The sequence below is a fragment of the Alkalimarinus coralli genome (assembly GCF_023650515.1).
Taxonomy (GTDB): Bacteria; Pseudomonadota; Gammaproteobacteria; order Pseudomonadales; family Oleiphilaceae; genus Alkalimarinus; species Alkalimarinus coralli.
The window spans coordinates 1,467,560-1,490,177 of sequence record NZ_CP096016.1; the positions used below are offsets into that span (position 1 = coordinate 1,467,560).

A 22,618-nucleotide genomic window follows, 5' to 3' on the forward strand; every position below is an offset into this window, starting at 1 on the left:
TAGCCTTTATGAGGGTGGTGAGGCTAGGCTTTACCTTTTAAGTAATAATTAGAAATTAGATTCGAGGATCTTCCATGCAAGTTTCCGTTGAAACGACGTCTTCAATCGAACGTCGCATGACTATCGGTGTTCCTGCGGAGCAGGTAGAAAGCGAAGTGCAAAAGCGTCTACAGCAGACTGCTAAAACTGTTAAGATTAATGGCTTTCGCCCAGGCAAAGTGCCTTTTAATGTTGTTAAGAAGCGTTATGGGCAAGGTGTTCGTCAAGAGGTTCTTGGTGAAGTGATGCGCAATGCTTATGTAGAAGCGTTGGCAGAAGAAAAAATCACCCCTGCTGGCTACCCGAAATTTGAGACCAAGTCTGTAGAAGACGGAAAGGATCTTGAGTTTGTAGCGGTGTTTGATGTATATCCAGAGTTTGAACCAGCCGATATGTCGGGCATTTCAATCGAGCGCGAAACTGCTGAAATTAAGAAAACTGACATCAAAAATATGATCGATGTTTTGCGTCGTCAGCATGCTACTCCGAAGTCTGTTAAGCGTAAGGCTAAGAAGAAAGACGTACTGACTATTGATTTTAAGGGGACGATCGATGGCGAGGAGTTTGCTGGTGGTAGTGCGGAAGACTCTAAAGTAACACTAGGGTCGGGTCAGATGATTCCTGGCTTCGAGGATGGGTTGATCGGTTCCAAGCCTGGTGAAGAGCTTACGCTTGACGTAACGTTCCCTGAAGACTACCAGAATAAGGAACTTGCCGGTAAGGCAGCTCAGTTCGCTGTAACCGTTAAAGCTAACGAAGAGATGATTCTTCCAGAAATGAATCAAGAGTTTTTCTCAAAGTATGGCATTGAAGACGCAGATGAAGAGAAGTTTACCGCAGAAATACTTAAAAACATGGAGCGTGAACTGGCTCAGGCTGTCAATAACAAGGTTAAGCAGCAAATCGTTGACCAGTTAGTAGAAATAAATGAGTTTGATGTTCCAGGTACGATGGTTGATCAGGAAATTGATCGCATGCGTGAAGATGCTGTGCGTCAGTTTGGCGGTGGTCAGATGAAGGCGGCGGATCTTCCTGCTGAGCTATTTAAAGATCAAGCCGAGAAGCGTGTTAGGACGGGGTTAATTTTCTCTGCGATTGTTAAGGCTAATGACATTAGCGTTAATGCTGAAAAGGTAGATGAAAAAATAGCTCAAATAGCTAGCACGTATCAAGATCCAGAGCAGGTGATTGAGTACTATAAGGGTAATCAGGAGCAGATGGCTCAAATCGAGTCAGTCGTTTTGGAAGACCAGGTTGTAGAGCTTGTGTTGGATAAGGCGAGTGTCAAAGACAAGAAAGTGAGCTATGAAGATGCTGTTAAGCCTGCTGCACAGCCAGTTGCTTAATAGAAATCTGAAACTAGCAAAGAAAAAGCTGAATATTTTTTAAATTTAGCTAAAATAAAAACAGCCGGCCGAAAACCGGCTGTTTTATGTTTAGGGTACGGTATTTTTCTTTTTTTGTGTCATTTGAGGGAATTATAAAAATATGAGTAATCAAAAGATTATCGGGGACGGTTCAAGTATTATCACTAGCAGTGGCTTAGTGCCAATGGTGATTGAGCAAACTGCAAGAGGAGAGCGTTCTTTTGATATCTATTCCCGCCTGCTAAAAGAGCGGGTTATTTTTTTGGTTGGTCAGGTGGAAGATCATATGGCTAACTTAGTGGTTGCTCAGTTACTATTCCTTGAGTCCGAAAACCCCGACAAAGACATTCATTTATACATAAACTCTCCAGGTGGCTCAGTAACGGCAGGAATGTCAATTTATGATACTATGCAGTTTATCAAGCCGGACGTGTCAACTATGTGTATAGGCCAGGCAGCCAGCATGGGGGCTTTATTGTTGACTGGTGGAGCAAAAGGTAAGCGCTACTGCCTTCCGCACTCAAGAATGATGATTCACCAGCCTTTGGGCGGGTATCAGGGGCAAGCTACTGATATCGAAATACACACGAAAGAAATATTGACCATTCGTGAGAAGCTAAATCGCGTGTTGGCTGGCCATACAGGTCAAGACATGGAGACAATTGCGAAAGATACTGATCGCGATAACTTTATGGATGGAAATGCGGCAGTTGAATACGGTTTGATTGATTCCGTACTTGAAAAAAGAGGTTAGTGTAGCCAATACTAGATGGTATAGATCGCTTGCATTTATATAGTTGCGCAAGTATTTTGGTTATGTGAATTGTTATTTGAGTAAAGTGCTCTTAACAGTCTAAGAATAATGGTTTTGTTTTAGTGTATTGGGACTTATAGAATCCGTTCTTAAGTTATGAGCCTAAGGCAAAAAGCGAATTTAGAGGTAGTCGAATGGCTGACGATAAAAACGGTAAAGGCGAAGACAACGGTAAATTGCTTTACTGTTCTTTTTGTGGAAAAAGTCAGCATGAGGTCAGAAAGCTAATTGCTGGACCTTCTGTTTTTATATGCGACGAATGCGTGGATCTTTGTAACGATATTATTCGTGAAGAGATTCAGGAGAGTAGCACTGAAGAGACCAGTGATCGTCTCCCAGCTCCACAGGAAATCAAAACAACACTTGATGATTATGTTATCGGGCAGGATCGTGCGAAGGTGGTTCTCTCTGTAGCCGTTTACAATCATTATAAGCGATTGCGATTCGATGATAAGAAGTCTGATATTGAGCTTGGAAAAAGTAATATCTTGCTTATCGGCCCGACAGGTTCTGGTAAGACGTTGCTGGCAGAAACTCTAGCCAGGCTACTAAATGTGCCATTTACGATTGCTGATGCGACAACGCTGACTGAAGCAGGTTATGTCGGTGAGGATGTCGAGAATATCATACAAAAGTTACTTCAAAAGTGTGACTATGATGTTGAGAAGGCGCAGAGAGGTATCGTTTATATAGATGAGATCGATAAAATATCTCGCAAGTCTGATAACCCTTCAATAACCAGGGATGTCTCTGGGGAAGGAGTGCAGCAAGCGCTATTGAAGTTGATTGAGGGCACTGTTGCGTCTGTGCCACCTCAGGGCGGGCGGAAGCACCCTCAGCAGGAATTTTTGCAAGTTGATACTTCAAATATATTGTTTATTTGTGGTGGTGCGTTTGCCGGGCTTGATCGCGTTATAAGTGACCGTTCTGAAAAGAGTAGTATTGGCTTTTCTGCGGTAGTTAAAGGAAAGGATGACGTTAAGAGTGTGGGAGACACGCTTAAAGACGTTGAGACTGAAGATTTGGTCAGGTATGGTCTTATTCCTGAGTTTGTTGGGCGTCTTCCGGTTGTTGCTACGTTGACCGAACTGGACGAAGATGCACTCATTGAGATTCTAACTGAACCCAAGAACTCTCTCACCAAGCAGTATCATAAGCTGTTTGAAATGGAGGGTGTTGAAGTCGACTTTCGCGAGGATGCTTTGCGTGCTGTTGCTAAGAAAGCTATGGAGCGTAAAACGGGAGCGCGTGGTCTTCGCTCAATTTTGGAAAATGTGCTTCTTGATACGATGTACCATATACCTTCGGAAGTCGGTGTTTCAAAAGTTGTTATTGATGAGAGTGTGATTAAAGGAGACTCTGATCCAATAAAAATATATGAGAATACAGATCAGCCTAAAGCTGTTCCTGATGATTAGAGATCTCATTAAACAAAAAGGGCCGTTTGGCCCTTTTTTTGTGGCGGATAAAAACTTTGCGTGTGTGAATGATTAGTCGGTCTATAGTTAAACTAAGCTTCTGCAAAATTTTATAGTTGTAATCTCCATCTTTGCCCCCATCTAGGTTTCAAAGTGTGGAATTTGCCAAATAATAAGTCGTCCAGGGGACATCTATGACAGATATTGATAATCCAGTGACTCAAACTAGCTCAGAGCTACCCGTTTTGCCGTTGAGAGATGTGGTGGTTTTCCCTCACATGGTAATACCTCTATTTGTTGGTCGTGAAAAGTCTATCGAGGCTTTAGAGTTTGCAATGCAGGGCGATAAACAAATACTTCTGGTTGCGCAAAAAGATGCTGGTGAAGATGACCCCAGACAAGATGATGTCTTCAGTATTGGTACTATCTCGACTATTTTACAAATGCTCAAGCTGCCTGATGGTACGGTTAAAGTGTTGGTTGAGGGTGGTGCAAGGGCTCAAATAAACTCTATTAAAGAAGAGGCTTTCTATACCGCTGACATTACAGAGTTAGATGAAACTGAGCTATCAGAGGAAGACTCTAGCGCCTTGCTAAGAACGTTGTCTGGTCAGTTTGAGCAGTACGGAAAACTTAGTAAAAAAATACCATCAGAAATTAGTTCATCGCTTTCCAGTATTACTGATCCTGGCAGGTTAGTGGATACAATTGCTGCGCACCTTGAGCTCAAAATTCCTGAAAAGCAGGAGCTATTAGAAGAGCTTAATATTACAGACCGTGTTGAGCTTTTACTTGCCAGGATTGAAGGTGAGCTTGATCTAATTAAGGTAGAGAAAAGAATTCGCGGCCGTGTTAAGAAGCAGATGGAAAAGAGTCAGCGAGAGTATTACCTCAATGAGCAAATGAAAGCCATTCAAAAAGAAATGGGCGCATTGGGTGACTCTGGCAATGAATTTGATGATATTGAACAGAAGATTGCCTCCTCGGGGATGACCGCTGAAGCAAAAGAGAAGGCGGAATCAGAGTTAAATAAGCTTAAAATGATGTCACCTATGTCTGCCGAGGCTACAGTAGTTCGTGGGTATGTGGATTGGTTGGTCGGACTTCCCTGGAAAAAACGCAGCAAAGTTCGTCATGATATTGATAAAGCGCGAGAAATTCTTGATGCTGACCACTATGGTCTTGAAGAAGTAAAAGATCGTATTCTAGAGTATCTGGCAGTCCAGAGTCGCGTTAAGAAGCTCAAGGGGCCTGTGCTATGTCTCGTAGGCCCACCAGGGGTTGGTAAAACTTCATTGGGCCAGTCTATCGCAAAAGCGACAAACCGGAAGTATACCCGCATGGCGTTAGGCGGGGTTAGAGATGAGGCAGAGATTAGGGGGCATCGAAGGACCTATATCGGGTCTATGCCTGGGAAGCTGGTTCAGAAAATCTCAAAAGCAGGGGTTAAAAACCCTTTGTTCCTGCTTGATGAAATCGACAAGATGGGTATGGATCAAAGGGGAGACCCAGCGTCTGCGCTGCTTGAAGTGTTGGATCCGGAGCAGAATCACACATTTAATGATCATTATCTTGAGGTTGATTATGACCTTTCGGATGTGATGTTTGTCTGTACGTCGAATTCAATGAATATCCCCTCTGCGCTTCTTGACCGAATGGAAATTATTCGAATTCCAGGTTATACCGAGGACGAAAAAGTCAACATTGCACAACGGTATCTCATTCCAAAACAACAAGAGAACAATGGCCTGAAAAGTGATGAGATTTCTATTAGTGAGCAAGCAGTAAAAGAGATTATACGTTACTACACCCGTGAGGCCGGTGTGCGGGGGTTGGAGCGTGAAATTGCGAAGGTTTGCAGGAAGGTCGTTAAAGAGAATACGTTAAGACATAGCAATGAGCTGATTGAAGTTACTACAGATAATCTCGAGCACTACTCAGGTGTTCGTAAGTTCAGTTATGGTGTAGCTGACGAAGAAGATAGCGTTGGCCAGGTAACCGGTTTAGCCTGGACACAAGTTGGTGGAGAGCTCCTTACCATCGAGTGCACATCGGTTAAGGGGAAGGGTAAAACGATTAAGACTGGGTCGCTTGGGGATGTTATGCAAGAGTCCATTCAGGCAGCTTTAACAGTCGTTAGAAGCCGTTCGATGGCGTTGGGTATAGAAGAAGAGTTTCATGAAAAAAATGATATACATATCCACGTACCCGAAGGGGCTACTCCCAAGGATGGGCCCAGTGCCGGTATTGCTATGTGTACCGCGCTGGTTTCTTCTCTAACAGGTGTGCCGGTTAAGTCAGAGGTTGCCATGACAGGAGAGATAACGCTGCGAGGTCAAGTGTTGGCAATTGGAGGGCTTAAAGAAAAATTACTGGCCGCTCATCGTGGGGGTATTAAAACAGTTGTTATTCCTGATGAGAATAAGAAAGACTTAAAAGAGATTCCTGATAATATAAAAGAATCGCTAAATGTCATTCCTGTGAAGTGGATTGATGAAGTATTAGATGTTGCGCTAGCTTATCAGCCAGAGCCACTCTCAGTTGAAAAAAGTGCTCATAAACCGAAAGACGGTGGAACTGATGAGGATTTAGAGGGAAACGAGCGAATAAATACACATTAGGTGCTTTGGCTGCTTGACATGCCTTTCTACAAGTTGGTATAAAATAAAACGCCGTTAAGCAGCCAAAATAAGGCCTCGGGGGCTCATTCGAAATTGTTTCTGTTAAAAATATCAAATAGAAATAGTAGAAACTTTAAACTGAAATAAATACGTATAATTTAATATTCCTGCTGCGATATTTGCCGTTGGAGTGGTACGGTTTTTCTAATTCGATTTTCTGTTAATTAAGATATAAAAAAAGGGGTTAAGTGTGAACAAGTCTGAACTTATTGACGCAATTGCTGCATCAGCAGATATTTCTAAGGCTGCAGCGGGTCGTGCATTAGATGCAATGACTGAGTCTGTTACAACTGCTCTTAAGGATGGAGATCAGGTTACATTAATCGGTTTTGGAACTTTTTCTGTTAAGGATCGTGCTGCTCGTACAGGTCGTAATCCTCAGACTGGTGCCGAAATTCAAATTGCTGCTGCTAAAGTGCCTAGCTTTAAAGCAGGTAAGGCGCTAAAGGATGCTGTGAACTAAGCAGTTCTTTTAGTAGTCAATATAAAAGGCGCATTCTTTGGAGTGCGCCTTTTTAATTTGAATAGAAAAGAAATATCGATCCAATTTATAAGAATATAGCTGTCGGGGGAGCCATGCTTCAGGATATAAGAGATAACGCTCAGAGTACGGTCGCGAAAGTGATTGTCGGGCTTATAGTATTAACGTTTGCCTTATTTGGGGTTGACTCTATTGTTGGTGGTTTTGGCGGTGAACCTGAGGTCGCAGTTGTTAATGGTAATGAAATTAAAGAAATAGAATTTTTAAGAGCTGTTGATATAAAACGGCGCCAAATTCTGGGGCAAATGGGCGAAAATGCAGACCCGACGCTCATTGATGATCAGTTACTTAAAAAGTCTGTGCTGGAAGGCTTAATTGATCAGGAAATTCTGCTACAGGATGCACTTGAGCAAGGTGTATATATTTCAAGTTCTGCTATTGATGGGCTTATTACAGGAATTAATCAGTTTAAATTGGACGGACAGTTCAATAACGATCTCTTTTTGGCATCTATTAGAAACTTTGGAATGACAACGAACATGTTTAAGGACTCCATTAAAAAGGAGGTCTTGATTTCTCAGCCTAGAAACGCCATTGTCGCTTCGTCATTTATACTTGACAACGAATTTAATCGGGTTATAGAAATAGATAGGCAGACGCGGAGCTATTCGGTCGCTAAGCTGATGAGCGAGAGCTATCTCGATGATGTAACTGTTGATGATAGCGAGATAACAGAATTTTATGAAGCAAATAAGAGCGATTATACGACACCTGAATCTGTAGATGCTGAATTTGTGCAACTGGATAAGAGTGCGCTGCTTGATCGTATCGAGGTTTCCGAGTCTGAGCTGACTAAGCTTTACGAGCAGGAGCTGGAAGACTTTGAGGCCGCCGAAGAGCGGAATGCATCGCACATTCTGATAGAAATCAATGATCAGGTTAGCGACTCCCAGGCAAAACAAAAAATACAAGAGATTAGCGAAAAACTTGCAGCTGGTGAATCATTTGAAGCTCTGGCGAAAGAGTATTCCGACGATGTTGGTTCAGCTGCCCAAGGTGGTAGCTTAGGATTTACGGCTAAAGGTGCTTTCCTTCCTGAGTTTGATGAGGCTCTTTTTGCTTTATCAGAGGGGGATGTCTCTAAGCCTGTACTAACGGAATACGGATACCACTTAATTAAGTTACACGAAGTTCAGGTGCAGGAGATTCCAACATTTGAGGAAATGAAGTATTCCCTTGAAGCTGACGCAAAGTCTGAAAAGGCTGAGGCATTGTATGTAGAGCTGTCTGAAAACTTGGCTGACTTGAGTTATTCGTCATCAGACCTTTCTGAACCAGCGGAAGAGCTTGGTCTTGAGGTTCAATCACTGAAAAAAGTGACGACTTTTTCTACGGAAGGAATATTCGCAAACCCAAAGGTAAAAAAATCTCTTTTTTCGCCCGAAGTGCTTGAAGAAAGAAACAACAGTGACTTAATAGAAATTAGCAACGACAGTGTCATTGTATTGAGGGTAGCAAATCATTACCCCTCAGCTCAGAAAGCGTTGGAAACGGTTAAGGTCGATATTTTGGATAGACTTAAGTCTCAAAAAGCAACAGCAAAAGCGACTGAAGAAGCACAACGCATCGTCGAAAACTTAAGATCCGGCAGTACTGTTAAAGATGATGTGGTGTGGGAGTCATTTAGTGATGTAAAAAGAAATGAGGTGGCAATATCTCCAGAGCTAATTAAGCTGGTTTTTTCAATGCCAAATTCGAAGGATGAAGCCCCCGTTGCTGGTACAGAAATAAATGGCGATTACTATATCGTTAAGTTAGATGGTGTAAACGTTCCGAGCGCTGATGAGCTAGAGCCTCAGGAGCGTAAAACCATCGAAAAAGTTGTAGGCAGCGGTCTTGGCAATGCGGAGTATCAGATATATCAAACTTCGCTTAAGTCTAAAGCGGATATAGAAAAGATATAGCATTGTTGCTCCACAGGAAACGAGGCCGTAGCGCCTCGTTTTTTTTGCCCAGTGTATAGTTGAACACGCAATTAACGGTTTAATAGTACCAATAGCGAGACCTTCTTCACGTTACGAGAGTACACCCATAACTTTTTGTGTACTGGTTATCTTTAACTACGCCATAAATAATGTATCTTTAAGTAACAGCAAGTTACTAAGGTAAATGGGTAAAACTAATAGAAATATAATAAGAAAAGTTAACTAATAATTTTAAACAAAAGGAATCTCGAATCTTATGATTCTTGTACTTGTCGGCTCTGTCTTAGCGTTTACCATGGTTCAAGAGGCTAGTGTTATCGAACCTCATAAAAAGGGATTGGTAATATATGAGCGCTCTATTAATAATGAATCAACCTTCGTTCAAGAACGGGTAGTCGTTGAGCCTCTCTCAGAGTTACGGTTTAGAAATATAACTCGCCAAGCATACGACTATAGTTGCGGGTCCGCAGCGTTGACTACTGTTCTTGAGTTCTATTTGGGGCGTAAGTTCCAGGAAAGGCAGGTTATGGAAGGGCTGCTACATTACGGAGAAAGTGAAAGGATTGTCGAGCGAAGAGGCTTTTCTATGTTAGATATGAAACGCCTTGTGTCGGCCTTGGGGTATCCGGCTGGAGGGTTTAAGGCTGAAATTGAAGACTTGGAAGAGCTTGATCACCCTGCAATTGTGCCAATTCATCATGCTGGCTTTAAGCACTTCGTAGTGGTGAGAACTATAAAAAATGGCAGGGTATACATAGCCGACCCATCTCAAGGGAATATAACGTTCACAGTAGAGCGATTTAAAGAAAAGTGGGATCAGAACGTGCTGTTTGTGGTGTTCCCGGGGAACTCAAAGCCTATAGATGCTCTGGAGCTCAGGGAAGAAGATCTTAGGCATATCGATGATCAGACGATTACCTATCTTGCTTTTCAGCAATTTCCAGACTTCAACGAAGCGTTGGAGTTTAAGATACAAAACGAGCTTGAGCGTCAGAAGAACAATCCCGATGGCTCAGTTGACAATACTGTGAAGCACCTGCATTACAAAAGACAATAAATTCTAATAATACACATACTCACAATAACTAATTACTAATAAAAGGGATCAGGAATGAACCGTTGGGTAGTACCATGCTCTTTCTTATTTGTGTCAATACTCGCTTCAGAAGTTTACGCTGAAGAAAAATCAAGCGTTGATAAAGCCAGGGAAGCTTTAACTAAACAAGAAGGGGACTCAGACTCTGCTAAACAGCTCGAGGAGGTTTTTCAGGCAGCAGAGAAAAACTACTCTCTGTTAAAAAAGGGCAAGCAGTCCATGAGCTATAGTTTTGACTATAGCTATTTTGGTGATCAAAGGTTTGATATCGAAATCGTGAACAACTCTGTGCGGAACCTTGACGTCACCCCTGCAGCGACCCACACATTTACTAACTCTTTTTCGTACGACTACGGACTGCTCAATAACTTGACTGTTAGTGCAAGGGTTCCGCTATCGTCAAAGTTTGATACTCAAGATGAGCTGTCAAATACTGATCTTGGAGACATCAGTTTTACACTGCGTTGGCAGCCATTGGCTTATGTTCCTGGAAAACCATCGATTACACTGTTTAGTTCTGTAAAAACAAAAACAGGTGTTAGCCCCTACGAGATCGACGTGAACCGTGAGCTTTCTTCGGGCAGTGGTTACTATTCGGTTTCTGGTGGTGTTAGTACTTCCAAAGTTATTGATCCTGTTGTGCTATTTGGCTCGCTGAGTATGACCTATAATTTTGAGCAGGAGGACTTGAACCAGGTTCGAGGAGCTAGGTTACTTAGAAGTGTTGAACCAGGAATCAGTCTGTCTCTATCTGGCGGGTATTCCTACTCGCTTTCTTATGACACCTCTTTGAGCGCGTCAGTGCAAATTAGTTATTCAGACGAAACCATTCTTCATTTTAGCGATGGCACAGCAGCCAAAGCGCAGGATCAGGTAAGTAGCATACTCAACTTCTCACTCGGTAATCGAATTAGTGAAAAAACAATCATCAATACTAATGTTGGTTTCGGGTTAACAGAAGACTCTCCCGATGTCCTTATAGGCTTCTCCTTGCCTATTAATCTAGCGGGTTTAAAGGACGAATAACAAACTAATTGGGATGAGAAGTTGCTAATGAAAAGTATTAGACGTAGCGGCTACAAATTGGTGCAAGCTATTGCATTGTGTAGCTTGGGCATGCCAGTAATGGCCCAAATGACAACTAACTTGACTGGGCCTTCCAAGGCAATGTCGCTTGGTAATGCGGTTACTGCAGATACCCCCGGAGTATTTGCAATTCAGTACAATCCAGCTGGTTTATCAAAAGTTAAAGGGCGTCAATTCCAGTTTAATTTGTTGAATGCCTATATGGACATTGATGCCGACTTCATTGCGCCTCCGGGGTATGAAATTTTTGGCATTGATGGCTTGGCTATTGACCCGGTTACGGGACAGCAGAAAGATTGGGCTGCAAATAACCACAGCCATACCAACACAGTAGCGGTTTATTTGCCTGGTTATGGCTTACAGAAGCTGCCAAGAGGCCCCGGTGTTTTACCTACCATGGGTTTCTCCATTAATGCCCCTGGTTCGAAATTTACTTTTGGTAATGCGTTTTATATGCCTATGTTCGCTGGTTTTTACCGGGACGAAGGCGACCCCGGGAAATATATGCCTAAGGCAACCGCTATGCAACGGGTTACCTATCTTTCGCCTACTGTCGGTTATGAAATAAATGACGAGTGGTCTGTTGGTGCCGGCGTACAGTTCTCACATCAGGCTATTGCAGCAGACCAGTGGATGAGGGCTCCCAATATGCTGTTGGGCGTTGCCGAAATACTACAGGATGCGTTTAACTGTGAAAGTGGGAATGAGCCTTTAGCGCCTTTTATCGCGCTATGTGGTGGTAATGTTGGTCCATGGGATGACGTGGGCGCTATGAGCCTGGATCTCCAGGAAACAATATCGCCAACTTACTCACTAGGGGTCTTGTGGGAGCCAAATGACTGGTTTTCCTGGGGGGCATCCTACTACAGTGAGGCCGATATGAACTTAAAAGGGACATTCGAGCTGAACTATACTGATGATTGGTCAGGTTTTTGGCAAAGCTTAAATGGCTCTATTATTGGCGCGATAAGCGCAGCCATTTTAAGTCTTCCTTCGGGGGCGCCTCGTGAAGCGGGCAATGTTTCTTCCAAGTTAACCTATCCTCAGCACTTTAAGTCAGGTATAAGTCTTAAGGTGCACCCCAAGTTAACCATCAATGCCGATGTTGGCTATTATGACTGGAGTACCTTCGACGGACTTCATTTGCAGTTTGACAGGAATCTTGAATTCTTGGGGGCCGCGAAAATTCTTTCACCTGAAAACGCAACATCTAATACCCTAACGCTTCCGTTTAACTGGACGGATGAATGGAATATTGGAATCGGCTTCGAACATCACGTTACGTCACGTCTTGATTTAAGGTTTGGGGCAGAGATCCGAGACTCTATTACCCCTGATGACCAGCGGAGCTTGTTAGGTGTTTTCGGTGACTCAATTCTGTGGGGCGCAGGATTAGGTTATCAGTGGGATAAGGATAGTGTTGTTGATTTTCACATCTCTTATCTCCAATCCATTGAGTACATTCCTGCAAATGGTAGTTGTAACCTTAACTGTGATAACCTTACGAATATTATTTATAACCCTTATGCGGGCCTGGATGTAAAGACATCGTTGAGGTTTGCTTCGTTAGGTTTTTCGTTTAGAACAAAATTTTGATGATCAAGTTTCTATCAATACCCGTCAAAAATGCTCATTACCTTGCAGTGTTTATGGTGGGTATATTTATTCTCTCTATAGCTTCGCTATATTCTCCCTTAGCACAGGCTGAAAAGTATTTCACTTGGGTTGATGAAATGGGGCGTGTTAATCATACGCTTATCCCTGAAGAGGATAACCCCTTAATCAAATATAAACGAGAGGAAAAGCTTGACCAAGAGGTTATTGATGGTGAGAGCTATTCATCGAAATTAAATAATTCAGATTCGGTAGAAGAAAAAGCAACGTCCACAGTGGATACAAAAAAGCTCGAGGTTAGCCGCCAAAATGAAAGCACTAACGGTGCTGAAGAACTCGTTCTACAGCCTGATGAGGTGGCTACAACGGACAAACGAGCTATTAATGATTTGGAGCCTGAGCCTGATTCAGTAACACCCTCTAGCCGCAAGATTGTCATAAATGAAGAAGATTATGTCGATGGTGATCTGCTTCTGGAGCAAGGGGGCGTTAGAAGTCAGAGTGACTTGCCATATTACACATGGACTGATGAGCAGGGTAGAGTAAGAAATACGCCTTATCAGCCAGCCGTATCAAATATGACGTCCAAGGCAGCTCAACCAAAAAAGACGAATATAGTTGAATATTCGGTATATGAGGAATACAGACGCGGGATTAAAACCGTTAGTGTTGCTAACCAGGCTGATGAGTACGCAAGGGAGTTGTTTTTTGGTAAGGAAGAAGAAAACTTTATTGATGCCTTTGCAAAGAAATGTTGTGAAGAATTGCCAAAAGAATCACCCGATACTCTGACGTTTGAAGACTCTGTTTATGTTGAAATTGACAAAAAATCGGAATCCTTCAATTTTGCTGAAGGAAAAAGCCCGTTCCAGCTATTTCTACTACCCAACACCCAGGAAACCTATAGTCTGAGTCTCAAAACATTCGTTAAAAGTAGCGGCAAAACAGGCGTAAAGAATGGCGTTTTTTTCCCTCAACTTGTTTTCCTGGATGATAATTTCGAAGTCGTTCGGATCATTAGAAACCCCTCAATGGAGTTTTCTCCTGAGAACTGGCGGCGGCACGGCTATCTAAAAGGACTTTTTAAAATAAATGGAGTAGATAAGGAACGTTATGTTCTTATCAATACAACAAAAAAAATCTTGTTAACCAGGAACCAAATTAGAGGCAGTAAAGTTATTAATTTTAAAAACCAAAAAACTGGTTCCTTAGAGTTAGAAATTAAGAAAATATAACTGGGCAGGGCGCAGAGGTTTAACAATCTACGTTATACGTTATTGGTTACTTACTGACAGGTTGATCCAAGGTATAGATATCCAGCTAAAACGCCCTGTTTCGGTAGATCGTGATGTGCAATTATAGCGAAATCTTCGCATGTTGAATGGAGTTGGCGCTTTTACCATGTATGTTGATGCACTTTCTCTCACTTTTTCTAACCTACCAACTGAAGAACCAAAGCAATTGATGTTTTTTATTGCAGATGAATCCCCATAGATAAATAATTCTGGAGGGTTATTCCTATCTTGATATACGATACCGCTATTTGGCTTAAACGTTGTATTCTCGAATGCTGTGCTGTTTAACTTTTGAGCAAATTGAGGAAATTGTCCATACTGGTTCGAAGCAGGGAACCTGGGCAAAGCCTGAAAATCAGGCTCAGAAGGAATAGCCCCCGAATGCTGTCCAAAACTGATATACCCCAGTTCAGAGAGTATTTTCTTTGTAGTTTTGTCAAACTCCCCATAAGGATATGCAAACAGCTTAATATCCTGTTTTAGCTTCTTGTTAATAATTGACTGCGCAGTATTAATTTCATTGATGATATGGTTTTCCCGGACTTTCGCATTACTCCTGGGTTCAATCAGGTAACTATGATTATGAGTATGGTTTGCTATTGTTCCTCCGTTGTTTTTCATTTCTCTGAGTTGTGACCAGGAAATATGTGTGGGTCGGTTTGCTTCAATAGGGTCAGTATTTACAAAGACGGTAAAGGGTATGCCGTATTTCTTTAAAATAGGGAACGCGTTTTCATAAACTGAAATGTAGCCGTCATCAAATGTAATGGCAACGGTCTTATCTTCAACTTTTTCGTTATTAGTTAGTTTGTGGGTGATCTCTGTCAGTGGGGTGACTTTGAAGTCATTATTCACTATGAACTCTATATGGTCTTTGAACAGCGTTGGAGAGGTGCTAGTGCTGTCTGGAGTCTCTGTATCAACATGGTGATATTGAAGAACAACGGCGGCGTTTGAGAGAGCCGCCTGAAAAAGTAATATGCTAAGAACTAAATTGTGAGGTTTCATTTTATAGACGCTAGATTTCTGTTTTTATAGATACTGTTTAATGTAGCCATCGCTTGATTGATCTGTTGAGCTTTTTCTTTTGTTCCCCCTTTGTCTGGGTGGTGTTTTGATGCCAGCTTTTTATATTGTATTTTTATTTCATCATAAGAAACAGGGGCAGTAAGCTCTAGTACTTTGAGAGACTCTAAGTGTTTGTCTGGGCTGATAAATGTCTTCCAGAAAGACAATAGGAGTTGGTCGATTTCTTGTTTTGTTGTGTTTTTCAGGTTTTCAATGTTTAAGTAATATTGTGCAATCTTAGTGTTATGAGAAAACGTTAGCTCATTTGACTCATTTTCTTTATAGGGTGTGAGCGTAATATTAAGTGGCGAGATTTCAAGGTAACCAATCTTTTCATCCAGAAGCGTTTGTTGTAGCTTGTATAGTGAGTGGAATATTAGGAAGTGAAGCTGAAATAATTGCTCTGATTGATCAAAACGGAGCTTCGAGAGCGTATTATATTGATCAGACTGCAACATTTTTATTAGCTCGTACTCCGATAAAGTAGGCTTGGATGAAGTCAAAATAACCGTCTTTATAGTGTCGCATAGCTGAAATATAAGAGTGTCTGAGTTTTGATCGTTTTCAAGCATCGAATGACTTTAACCGAGAGTTGAGCGTGTAGTATAGACGTTTATTAATTTAATTGGAGCTGATATTAGTATGGCTAAAATTTCGCTGTTTACCATTTTAACATTATGCATTGTTTTCTCGGCTCAATCTGCACCTAAGGCCGATCTTTGGGTTTACTGGGACGCATCAAACGAGGGTAGTGTCGAGACTATCTCTCACAAAGCCTGGGAACGTTTTTTGGTTAAATATGCGTCATTCGTTGAGCCTTCAAGTGAAACAAGGCTTGTCGACTACTCAAGCGTTACCCGATCAGACCATCGGGAGTTAAAGGGGTATATTTTGACCCTTAGTCAACTTGATCCCCGAGACTTTAATCGCAATGAGCAGTTTGCTTATTGGGTGAATTTATATAACTCAACGACGATTGATCTGATTTTGGATAACTACCCTACAACTAGTATCACGAAGCTTGGCGGCTTCTTTTCGTTTGGGCCATGGGATCAAGATATTATTACGATTGCCGGAAAGCGTATTTCGTTGAATGACATTGAACATAGAATTTTACGGCCTATATGGAATGACAATAGAATTCACTATGTTGTCAATTGTGCAAGTATTGGTTGCCCTAACTTGCCATTGAGCCCGATTAGTTCATTGAACCTAAATGAGCAGCTGGACTCCGCTGCAAAGGAGTTTATTAACTCTGATAAGGCTCTAAGGTTTTATGGCGATAAGCTAATTTTATCGAAAATCTATGATTGGTATTCGGTTGACTTTGGGAGTTTTCAGGAGCTAAAAACGCATCTATCGCACTATTTAGATAAGTCGAAAGCAACTGTGTTAAAGTCATTTCAGGGAGATGTAGATTATGAGTATGATTGGCAGTTGAACGATACTAACTAAACCACAGAACGCCTTATTAAAGAGGTCTGTATGCCTTCCACTTATAGCGAAAGAACTATAAGTGGAAAGCGGTTGGTCGATGTACTAACTGACCGAGTCCGAGAGTAGGGTCGCTTGGGAAATCTCTTTGATTCCACCCATAAATAAGCCGGTTGCAAATTTTGCAGCCATTGTTGGGTCTGGCATAGAGGTATTTGCCACTCTCAGGCCTATTTCGTAAGCCACGCCAAAGAATGCGGCGGAGAGAAAGTGAGAATCAATTTCGGGAATAACGCCTCGTTTTATTGCATCATCGATATCTTTTTCAAGTGTCGCGATGTTAGTGCCGATAATACTTTCCCCGAATAGGTCACGAATGACTCTATTGTTGGTGTGCGCTAGCTGATAAACCACAGGGTCTTCGGAAATTGCTGTGAAAACGGCGAGGTAGGTCGAATGAATGAATGATTCCAGCGTTTCTGAGCTCTTTCTAAGTTCGTGAAGATGAGATCCCAGGCGTTCAATATAGTCAGAGAGTAAGGCTGAAAATATAGACTGCTTATCTTCAAAATAATTATAGAAAGTTCCTGACGCTAGACCTGTGCGTCGAATAATATCCCGAACGGTGACTTGATCGTATCCCTTTTCGCTAAAGCAGTCTCGTGCAGCAGAAATTATTGCTTTTCTGTTGTTGATCCGATTTAGCTCTCTCTTCCCTAAGTTCTCTTTAATCATCCTTATATCCTTTATGAATTAGAGCAAAAGGATTATATCTCTTTTAATTTTTATTGCACATAGGGGGCGTTGCTAAATTGCGCAAAAGTGTGACCTTAAGCCGATATTAATAGGTTTATCAATTAAGTAGCGACATTTTATTTGGTTGAGTCGATATAAACCCCGTTGGTTTTGCATTATGGTTTATAGAGCAAATGCCTTATAATCGCTGCCTGAAAATTGTGTCTTATAAGCGGTAGATAGACTGTTATGACGAATGCGGTAAAAGTAGACAAAAAAGAGCAGCTAGAGAAAAACAAACTACAAAAGCTGTTACGGCGTGAAGTAGGGAAGGCCATTGCTGATTTTAATATGATTAGCGAAGGCGATAAAGTTATGTGCTGTTTGAGCGGTGGTAAGGATTCATACGCGATGCTCGATATTCTCATGAACTTGCAGCAACGGGCTCCAGTACAGTTTGACATTATTGCCGTGAATCTCGATCAAAAGCAGCCAGGGTTTCCTGATACTGTCTTGCCGGGTTACTTAACATCGTTAGGCATTGAATATCACATCATAGAAAAAGACACTTACAGTATTGTTAAAGATAAAATACCTGAAGGCAAAACAACATGCGGGCTTTGCTCAAGGCTTAGGCGCGGCATTCTGTATAATTTTGCAGCTGAGCATGGCGTGACGAAAATAGCACTAGGGCACCACCGTGATGATATTCTGGAAACACTGTTTCTGAATATGTTTTATGGCGGCAAGCTTAAATCAATGCCACCAAAGCTAAAGAGCGACGATGGCCGGAATATTGTTATCCGTCCGATGGCATATTGCAGGGAAAAAGACATAGCTCGTTATGCAAACATAAAAGACTTCCCCATTATTCCTTGCAATCTCTGTGGTTCGCAAGAGAACATGCAAAGGAAAAAAATAAAAGCAATGTTCCAGGATTGGGATCGGCAGCATCCAGGTCGGCTAGAAAATATGTTTAGAGCTATCCAAAATGTAGTTCCCTCGCACCTTGCTGATACCTCAAAATACGACTTTGATAACATGACTCACGCAGAACCAATTGAGCCTTTTGAAAAGTTGGATGTGATCAACTTATAATGAAGTTGTGTTACTTTCCACGCTGGCTTACGCCGCATCGATAGCCTGAAGCTTATTCTTACTGCCCTCAATAGGGTGTGAGGTAGCCATAATCAGGCTGTTATAGCGTTTATGGAAATCGTATAGATTGTAATCGGACTCTTCTTGCCGGTAATGCTCATTCCAGTAGGCGGCAAGTGACTTGGTGGCCCCGTTTTCTATTATCAGGTTTGATCGCTTATAAATACACCATGCAATGGCTGTGGCGTAGGACAGGTTGGTACCAAGTTCCGTGTGAGGGTTAGTTAAGAAGGTTCTTTGGCTAGCAAGCCCTCGAACCTGGCTTGCTAAATCAGGATCAAATGCAAGAAATTGGTCCCAAATATCTATGTGGCGCTGACGTGAAATGTTAAACAGGCCTATCCCACTTTTCTCTACGCCTGAATTGTAAAACTCTAATGGTTTTAGCTGGGTTTCAACCGCTGCAGTGCCTAGTAGTAGATTCACCGCAGCAGGCGTATACCCGTTCAAATACTTGAGAGTTGGCTCAATAACCTGTTCTTTTAAACTCTGCGCATCTATTGACATGATAAAGCTCGCTAAACTAACTACAAACTAAAAAGGCAAATCCTGGGCCATTTAGTTAGCTTCCTTTTATAAAATATTTTTTAATAAAGCACGCTAACACACTGTTAACGTTAGTATAGGTACTAAACGTTATTGGTGCTGGAAGTCTGTGAAATTTAATTGTTACAGATTGTAAGTGATAGGGCTTGTCAATAAGGTGGCGAAGCCCCAGCCAAAAAACAGACAATTAAGTAAATTGAGCGTTTATATTTGGGGCATAGAGAGGTGTGAGATTTAGTCTGAACTAATTCAGTTTATATGAATTGGGCTAGAGCGGTATTTTTACAGTGAAAGCACCTCTTATATCGCCATGATCAAAGCCTGTTGCTTGATCGTTTGGGTAAAGCTCAGCGATTGATTCACGCAAGGCTTTATCGATATTTTTTCCATGACAAGCTAAACAGGGTTTTTGTGTGGGTATCGCTTTCATATAGCGAAAATATTTTTGCCCATTTATATTCATTATGCTGCTTTGATCAAGTTCACTGACGTTAGCTCCCGCCAATTTTTGTTTTTCAAACGAGACCAGTATCTCGCGTTCCCATTTATCTGGGGTATTAGATTGGTTTCTTGTTTTCAGGCTTGTTCTTTTCACTTCAAGATTTTTGCTGAGCGAAACGGATGAGGTAATTACTGGAGCTTTCACATTGCACACTTTAAGTGCTGCAATAGGGCCTCCTTCTTTCATTTTTGCAACCAGTTCAGATTTTAGCTCGGTTGCAAGTGATTTGATTGCATCTCTGCTTTGGTTTTCAAGGCTGGCGATGCGTTCAGACGCGTTAGCTTGGGTGGTTAATAGTGCTACCAGAAGAAGGGTAGAGGACTTTGTTTTTCGCATTTTTGTAAACATGATTCACCTATATCGATATGTGGTTATATAATAATACTAAATTGATATAAGTGGAAATAGATTTAAATCAAGTGATTGGGCTTGAGAAACGCCACCACAGTCTGAAATGGCGACGATGCAGCAAATTTCATTTATTGTGGCCCCGCTACGCCTGATGAGCGCTGTTGCCGTGCTCACTGTTTGGCCGGTGGCTATAACATCATCAAACAGCAGCACGTTGTCAGAGCTTGCGCACTCGTGCTCTCTAATATAAAGCGAATCATAATTGACCCCTTTATGTGCTTCTTCATACCAGCTTTCAGGGGTTCTTTTGTATTTTCTTATGCAAGACAACGGCAAGTTTAGCGAATAGGATACTGCCGAGGCAAAAGGAAGGGCATTCGTCTCTATAGCGACAATATGGTTGATATCAGAGTCAATATAGTTGTGCACTAAAGCATCAACTACCATTCTAAATGCTTTTGGGTTTGAGGATATTTTTGATAAATCAAAATAGCTTAAATTGTCTTCAGGCCAATTATTAAAACGAGTAATTAATGACTTTATAAGATAATCATCGAATACCATAGCGCTCACCATTGTCATTATCGTATGAATGAGAAAGTTGCGTGCAGCGTGATATAAATATCTTGGGTCTATAGGCTAAGTTTAGGACAACTTACTGGAAAGGGTAGGGGGAATGACTGGGAGTGGAGGCAGAATGCAATAACCACTACCAGTCATCGAGAGACTATATTATTCGAGAGTATCCTTTTTGAATTTCTTCTGCAGGGATGTATTTATCAAAAACTTTGCAAATTGCTCGAATAAGCAGTCGGCCGCCAGGTTGAACATAGATTGTATCGCCTTCAACTTTTATCAGGTTGTCAGCTACGTATTGGGACAGCCTGTCCAGCTCGCCCTTAAAGTACTCAGAGAAATCTAATGAATGCTGTTCTCCGAATGCTTTCATATCGAGGCTGAAATGGCAGATGAGTTGCATAATCGCATCTTTTCGAATCAGGTCATCATCAGTAAGCCAAACTCCGCGCTTAACAGGCAGTAAGTCTTGATCTATAGCGCTATTGTATTCTTCAAGGTCGTGGTGGTTTTGATAGTAACACTGACCAACCTGGCTTATCGATGAGACGCCCATGCTGATAAGGTCGCAGTCACTATGGGTTGTGTAACCCTGGAAGTTTCGGTGAAGTTTACCTTGCTTTTGAGCAATAGCTAACTCATCGTCTGGTTTAGCAAAGTGATCCATTCCGATGTAGACATAGCCAGCATTCAGCAGTGTCTCAATTGTTTCGTGAAGAATGACGAGCTTCTGGTCAGGAGTGGGTAAATCTTCTTCGTTAATTCTGCGTTGTGGCATAAAACGATGAGGCATGTGTGCGTAGTTGAACACAGAAAGCCTGTCCGGGCTCATATCGAGCACACGTTTTACTGTCTCTGCAAATGTTTCCGGCGTTTGGAAGGGAAGCCCGTAAATCAGATCCAGGTTTATCGACTTAAATCCGAGCTCACGGCCTTTTTCCAAAACAAAACGGGTTTCCTCTTCAGATTGGACACGATTAACCGCTTTTTGAACTTTGGGATTGAAATCCTGAACACCTAATGAGATTCTGTTAAAGCCAATGTCTCTTAATGTACTTAGCGTATCTTCGCTGGCTTCTCGCGGATCGATCTCAATAGAGTAGTCGCCACTGTCATCATCGAGCAACCGGAAGTTTTTCCGAAGCTCTGCCATTAATTCTCGCATCTGCTCGTCGGCGATAAAGGTTGGAGTGCCACCACCCCAGTGCAGTTGCTCGACAATTCGGTTTTCGGCAAACAGGTCAGACTGCATCTTAATATCCTTATACAGTCTGTCCAGGTAAGGCTGTGCGCGGTCTCTATGTTTAGTGATAACTTTATTGCATGCACAGTAGTAGCAAACATGAGCGCAAAATGGAATATGCACATACAATGAAAGCGGCGCCGAGCTCCCTCTACACATATTTGAAGCGGAAACACAGTCTTTTGCACCAAACTCTCCATCGAATTGTACTGCTGTAGGGTATGAAGTGTATCTTGGGCCAGAAAGGTCATAGCGCCTTATTAGATCTTCATTCCAAATTAACTTGTCGATATTGTTCATGCTTAGGGCTAACCTGATAGGGGTGGAATAGGTTCAAAGTATGCTGCTCAGTATAGCGGCATCTATAAATGGGTCGTTGATACATATCAACGGATGCTTTTTGCGTATTTTATTACTTGTTCACTAGGCGGCAAGTGATTGGACATACGGCAGTGTCCATACGCCGTAAGTTATTAGTAAAACGCCTGACACTGATCTAAAACCGGTGCTTTTTATCAGCCAGGATGTCCTTTCGGCGAGAAGGCCTGTAGTCATAATAGCGGGTAATGTTCCTAGACCGAAGGCAACCATTAATATTGCAGAGGTAAGAGGGGAGCTCGCCATACTTGACCATACAAGTGTTGAGTATACCAGTCCGCAGGGTAGCCAGCCCCAAAGAGTCCCCAGCAATAGTGCATTTTTTAAACTCTTAACTGGTAGCAATTTCTTAGACAGGGGTTGAATTCTTTTCCATAAATGACCTCCTGTTTTTTCAATGATGACCAATCCATTGCCCCATCCGGCGATATAGATCCCCATCAGCACTAATAACACTGCCGCAATATTCCGAAGTGCAAAAAATACAAATGAGCCCTGTTCTGCAAGTAGCCAGCCAAAGCTCCCAACAATAAATCCGGCGAGGGAGTAGCTAAAAATTCGACCGGTGTTATAGAAGAGTAGCGTTGTAATAAGGCGTTTCTGGTACCCTTCACCGGTAGGAATTGCCATTGAAAGTGCCCCGGTTATCCCGCCGCACATGCCAATGCAGTGTGTGCCACCAAGAAGTCCGATGATGAATGCGGTGCTAAGTTCGAGCGTGTTTTCCATATGGATAAAGGTCAGGGGCTGT

The 22,618-nt window shown here is 42.1% G+C and carries 20 protein-coding genes; 12 read left to right on the forward strand and 8 right to left on the reverse strand.

Features of this window, described 5'->3' with window-relative positions:
* The first annotated feature begins 74 nt into the window (after window positions 1–74).
* From tig to MY523_RS06560, 10 genes are all read left to right on the forward strand, one after another.
* Window positions 75–1,385, forward strand: a complete 1,311-nt coding sequence (gene tig / locus MY523_RS06515) for a trigger factor (protein WP_250657984.1) — start codon at window positions 75–77, stop codon at window positions 1,383–1,385.
* A 142-nt stretch (window positions 1,386–1,527) separates the two neighbouring features.
* A complete protein-coding gene (gene clpP, locus MY523_RS06520; protein WP_250657985.1) occupies window positions 1,528–2,160 on the forward strand; it encodes an ATP-dependent Clp endopeptidase proteolytic subunit ClpP in 633 nt (210 codons plus the stop codon).
* A gap of 194 nt (window positions 2,161–2,354) precedes the next feature.
* Complete coding sequence (clpX, locus tag MY523_RS06525) at window positions 2,355–3,638, forward strand: ATP-dependent Clp protease ATP-binding subunit ClpX (protein WP_250657986.1); 1,284 nt, start codon at window positions 2,355–2,357, stop codon at window positions 3,636–3,638.
* Between the two features lie 194 nt (window positions 3,639–3,832).
* Window positions 3,833–6,259 carry an endopeptidase La gene (gene lon / locus MY523_RS06530; RefSeq protein WP_250657987.1) on the forward strand — a complete coding sequence of 809 codons (2,427 nt, stop codon included), beginning with the start codon at window positions 3,833–3,835 and terminating at the stop codon, window positions 6,257–6,259.
* A gap of 250 nt (window positions 6,260–6,509) precedes the next feature.
* A complete protein-coding gene (gene hupB, locus MY523_RS06535) occupies window positions 6,510–6,782 on the forward strand; it encodes a nucleoid-associated protein HU-beta (RefSeq protein ID WP_250657988.1) in 273 nt (90 codons plus the stop codon).
* 113 nt (window positions 6,783–6,895) lie between these two features.
* Complete coding sequence (locus MY523_RS06540; RefSeq protein ID WP_250657989.1) at window positions 6,896–8,764, forward strand: SurA N-terminal domain-containing protein; 1,869 nt, start codon at window positions 6,896–6,898, stop codon at window positions 8,762–8,764.
* 277 nt (window positions 8,765–9,041) lie between these two features.
* Window positions 9,042–9,842 carry a C39 family peptidase gene (locus tag MY523_RS06545; RefSeq protein ID WP_250657990.1) on the forward strand — a complete coding sequence of 267 codons (801 nt, stop codon included), beginning with the start codon at window positions 9,042–9,044 and terminating at the stop codon, window positions 9,840–9,842.
* A 54-nt stretch (window positions 9,843–9,896) separates the two neighbouring features.
* The gene (locus MY523_RS06550; protein WP_250657991.1) at window positions 9,897–10,907 is read left to right on the forward strand and encodes a hypothetical protein; all 1,011 of its coding nucleotides are present in this window, start codon (window positions 9,897–9,899) and stop codon (window positions 10,905–10,907) included.
* A gap of 27 nt (window positions 10,908–10,934) precedes the next feature.
* Entirely contained in the window at window positions 10,935–12,563 is a 1,629-nt protein-coding gene (locus tag MY523_RS06555; protein WP_250657992.1) for an OmpP1/FadL family transporter, read from the forward strand.
* The gene (locus MY523_RS06560) at window positions 12,563–13,816 is read left to right on the forward strand and encodes a MalM family protein (protein ID WP_250657993.1); all 1,254 of its coding nucleotides are present in this window, start codon (window positions 12,563–12,565) and stop codon (window positions 13,814–13,816) included. Before MY523_RS06555 ends, MY523_RS06560 begins: the two co-directional genes overlap by 1 nt.
* Window positions 13,817–13,855: 39 nt before the next feature.
* Here MY523_RS06560 and MY523_RS06565 read toward each other — a convergent pair whose 3' ends face one another.
* Window positions 13,856–14,884, reverse strand: coding sequence for a polysaccharide deacetylase family protein (locus MY523_RS06565; protein WP_250657994.1), 1,029 nt, complete (start codon window positions 14,882–14,884; stop codon window positions 13,856–13,858).
* Complete coding sequence (locus MY523_RS06570) at window positions 14,881–15,516, reverse strand: DNA-J related domain-containing protein (RefSeq protein WP_250657995.1); 636 nt, start codon at window positions 15,514–15,516, stop codon at window positions 14,881–14,883. The genes MY523_RS06565 and MY523_RS06570 overlap by 4 nt, the downstream gene beginning before the upstream one ends.
* A gap of 70 nt (window positions 15,517–15,586) precedes the next feature.
* Between MY523_RS06570 and MY523_RS06575 the strand changes: the two genes are divergently transcribed.
* Window positions 15,587–16,399, forward strand: a complete 813-nt coding sequence (locus MY523_RS06575; protein ID WP_250657996.1) for a DUF547 domain-containing protein — start codon at window positions 15,587–15,589, stop codon at window positions 16,397–16,399.
* 84 nt (window positions 16,400–16,483) lie between these two features.
* Here the strand turns inward: MY523_RS06575 and MY523_RS06580 are convergent, their stop codons facing one another.
* Window positions 16,484–17,113 carry a TetR/AcrR family transcriptional regulator gene (locus MY523_RS06580; protein WP_250657997.1) on the reverse strand — a complete coding sequence of 210 codons (630 nt, stop codon included), beginning with the start codon at window positions 17,111–17,113 and terminating at the stop codon, window positions 16,484–16,486.
* 249 nt (window positions 17,114–17,362) lie between these two features.
* Between MY523_RS06580 and ttcA the strand changes: the two genes are divergently transcribed.
* Window positions 17,363–18,211: a tRNA 2-thiocytidine(32) synthetase TtcA gene (ttcA, locus tag MY523_RS06585; protein WP_250657998.1), complete on the forward strand. Its 849-nt coding sequence runs from the start codon at window positions 17,363–17,365 to the stop codon at window positions 18,209–18,211.
* A gap of 27 nt (window positions 18,212–18,238) precedes the next feature.
* On the opposite strand, the gene MY523_RS06590 is transcribed toward ttcA, so the two are convergent.
* The 5 genes from MY523_RS06590 to MY523_RS06610 form a co-directional block, all read right to left on the reverse strand.
* A complete protein-coding gene (locus MY523_RS06590; protein ID WP_250657999.1) occupies window positions 18,239–18,778 on the reverse strand; it encodes a hypothetical protein in 540 nt (179 codons plus the stop codon).
* A gap of 307 nt (window positions 18,779–19,085) precedes the next feature.
* Entirely contained in the window at window positions 19,086–19,667 is a 582-nt protein-coding gene (locus MY523_RS06595) for a Tll0287-like domain-containing protein (RefSeq protein ID WP_250658000.1), read from the reverse strand.
* Between the two features lie 36 nt (window positions 19,668–19,703).
* The gene (locus tag MY523_RS06600) at window positions 19,704–20,234 is read right to left on the reverse strand and encodes a phosphoribosyltransferase family protein (protein WP_250658001.1); all 531 of its coding nucleotides are present in this window, start codon (window positions 20,232–20,234) and stop codon (window positions 19,704–19,706) included.
* A gap of 163 nt (window positions 20,235–20,397) precedes the next feature.
* Window positions 20,398–21,789, reverse strand: a complete 1,392-nt coding sequence (hemN, locus tag MY523_RS06605; protein ID WP_250658002.1) for an oxygen-independent coproporphyrinogen III oxidase — start codon at window positions 21,787–21,789, stop codon at window positions 20,398–20,400.
* Between the two features lie 123 nt (window positions 21,790–21,912).
* Window positions 21,913–22,596, reverse strand: coding sequence for a sulfite exporter TauE/SafE family protein (locus MY523_RS06610; protein ID WP_250658003.1), 684 nt, complete (start codon window positions 22,594–22,596; stop codon window positions 21,913–21,915).
* Window positions 22,597–22,618: the final 22 nt, after the last annotated feature.

What these genes read in the sequence shown, in the direction of transcription:
- clpX (WP_250657986.1), top strand. Translation starts at nt 2,355, where the DNA reads ATGGCTGACGATAAAAACGGTAAAGGCGAAGACAACGGTAAATTGCTT.
- MY523_RS06600 (WP_250658001.1), bottom strand. Translation starts at nt 20,234, where the DNA reads ATGGTATTCGATGATTATCTTATAAAGTCATTAATTACTCGTTTTAAT.
- MY523_RS06595 (WP_250658000.1), bottom strand. Translation starts at nt 19,667, where the DNA reads ATGTTTACAAAAATGCGAAAAACAAAGTCCTCTACCCTTCTTCTGGTA.
- MY523_RS06555 (WP_250657992.1), top strand. Translation starts at nt 10,935, where the DNA reads ATGAAAAGTATTAGACGTAGCGGCTACAAATTGGTGCAAGCTATTGCA.
- MY523_RS06560 (WP_250657993.1), top strand. Translation starts at nt 12,563, where the DNA reads ATGATCAAGTTTCTATCAATACCCGTCAAAAATGCTCATTACCTTGCA.
- MY523_RS06570 (WP_250657995.1), bottom strand. Translation starts at nt 15,516, where the DNA reads ATGCTTGAAAACGATCAAAACTCAGACACTCTTATATTTCAGCTATGC.
- MY523_RS06580 (WP_250657997.1), bottom strand. Translation starts at nt 17,113, where the DNA reads ATGATTAAAGAGAACTTAGGGAAGAGAGAGCTAAATCGGATCAACAAC.
- MY523_RS06550 (WP_250657991.1), top strand. Translation starts at nt 9,897, where the DNA reads ATGAACCGTTGGGTAGTACCATGCTCTTTCTTATTTGTGTCAATACTC.
- MY523_RS06590 (WP_250657999.1), bottom strand. Translation starts at nt 18,778, where the DNA reads ATGTCAATAGATGCGCAGAGTTTAAAAGAACAGGTTATTGAGCCAACT.
- clpP (WP_250657985.1), top strand. Translation starts at nt 1,528, where the DNA reads ATGAGTAATCAAAAGATTATCGGGGACGGTTCAAGTATTATCACTAGC.
- tig (WP_250657984.1), top strand. Translation starts at nt 75, where the DNA reads ATGCAAGTTTCCGTTGAAACGACGTCTTCAATCGAACGTCGCATGACT.
- hemN (WP_250658002.1), bottom strand. Translation starts at nt 21,789, where the DNA reads ATGAACAATATCGACAAGTTAATTTGGAATGAAGATCTAATAAGGCGC.
- MY523_RS06565 (WP_250657994.1), bottom strand. Translation starts at nt 14,884, where the DNA reads ATGAAACCTCACAATTTAGTTCTTAGCATATTACTTTTTCAGGCGGCT.
- MY523_RS06575 (WP_250657996.1), top strand. Translation starts at nt 15,587, where the DNA reads ATGGCTAAAATTTCGCTGTTTACCATTTTAACATTATGCATTGTTTTC.
- MY523_RS06545 (WP_250657990.1), top strand. Translation starts at nt 9,042, where the DNA reads ATGATTCTTGTACTTGTCGGCTCTGTCTTAGCGTTTACCATGGTTCAA.
- MY523_RS06540 (WP_250657989.1), top strand. Translation starts at nt 6,896, where the DNA reads ATGCTTCAGGATATAAGAGATAACGCTCAGAGTACGGTCGCGAAAGTG.
- lon (WP_250657987.1), top strand. Translation starts at nt 3,833, where the DNA reads ATGACAGATATTGATAATCCAGTGACTCAAACTAGCTCAGAGCTACCC.
- ttcA (WP_250657998.1), top strand. Translation starts at nt 17,363, where the DNA reads ATGACGAATGCGGTAAAAGTAGACAAAAAAGAGCAGCTAGAGAAAAAC.
- MY523_RS06610 (WP_250658003.1), bottom strand. Translation starts at nt 22,596, where the DNA reads ATGGAAAACACGCTCGAACTTAGCACCGCATTCATCATCGGACTTCTT.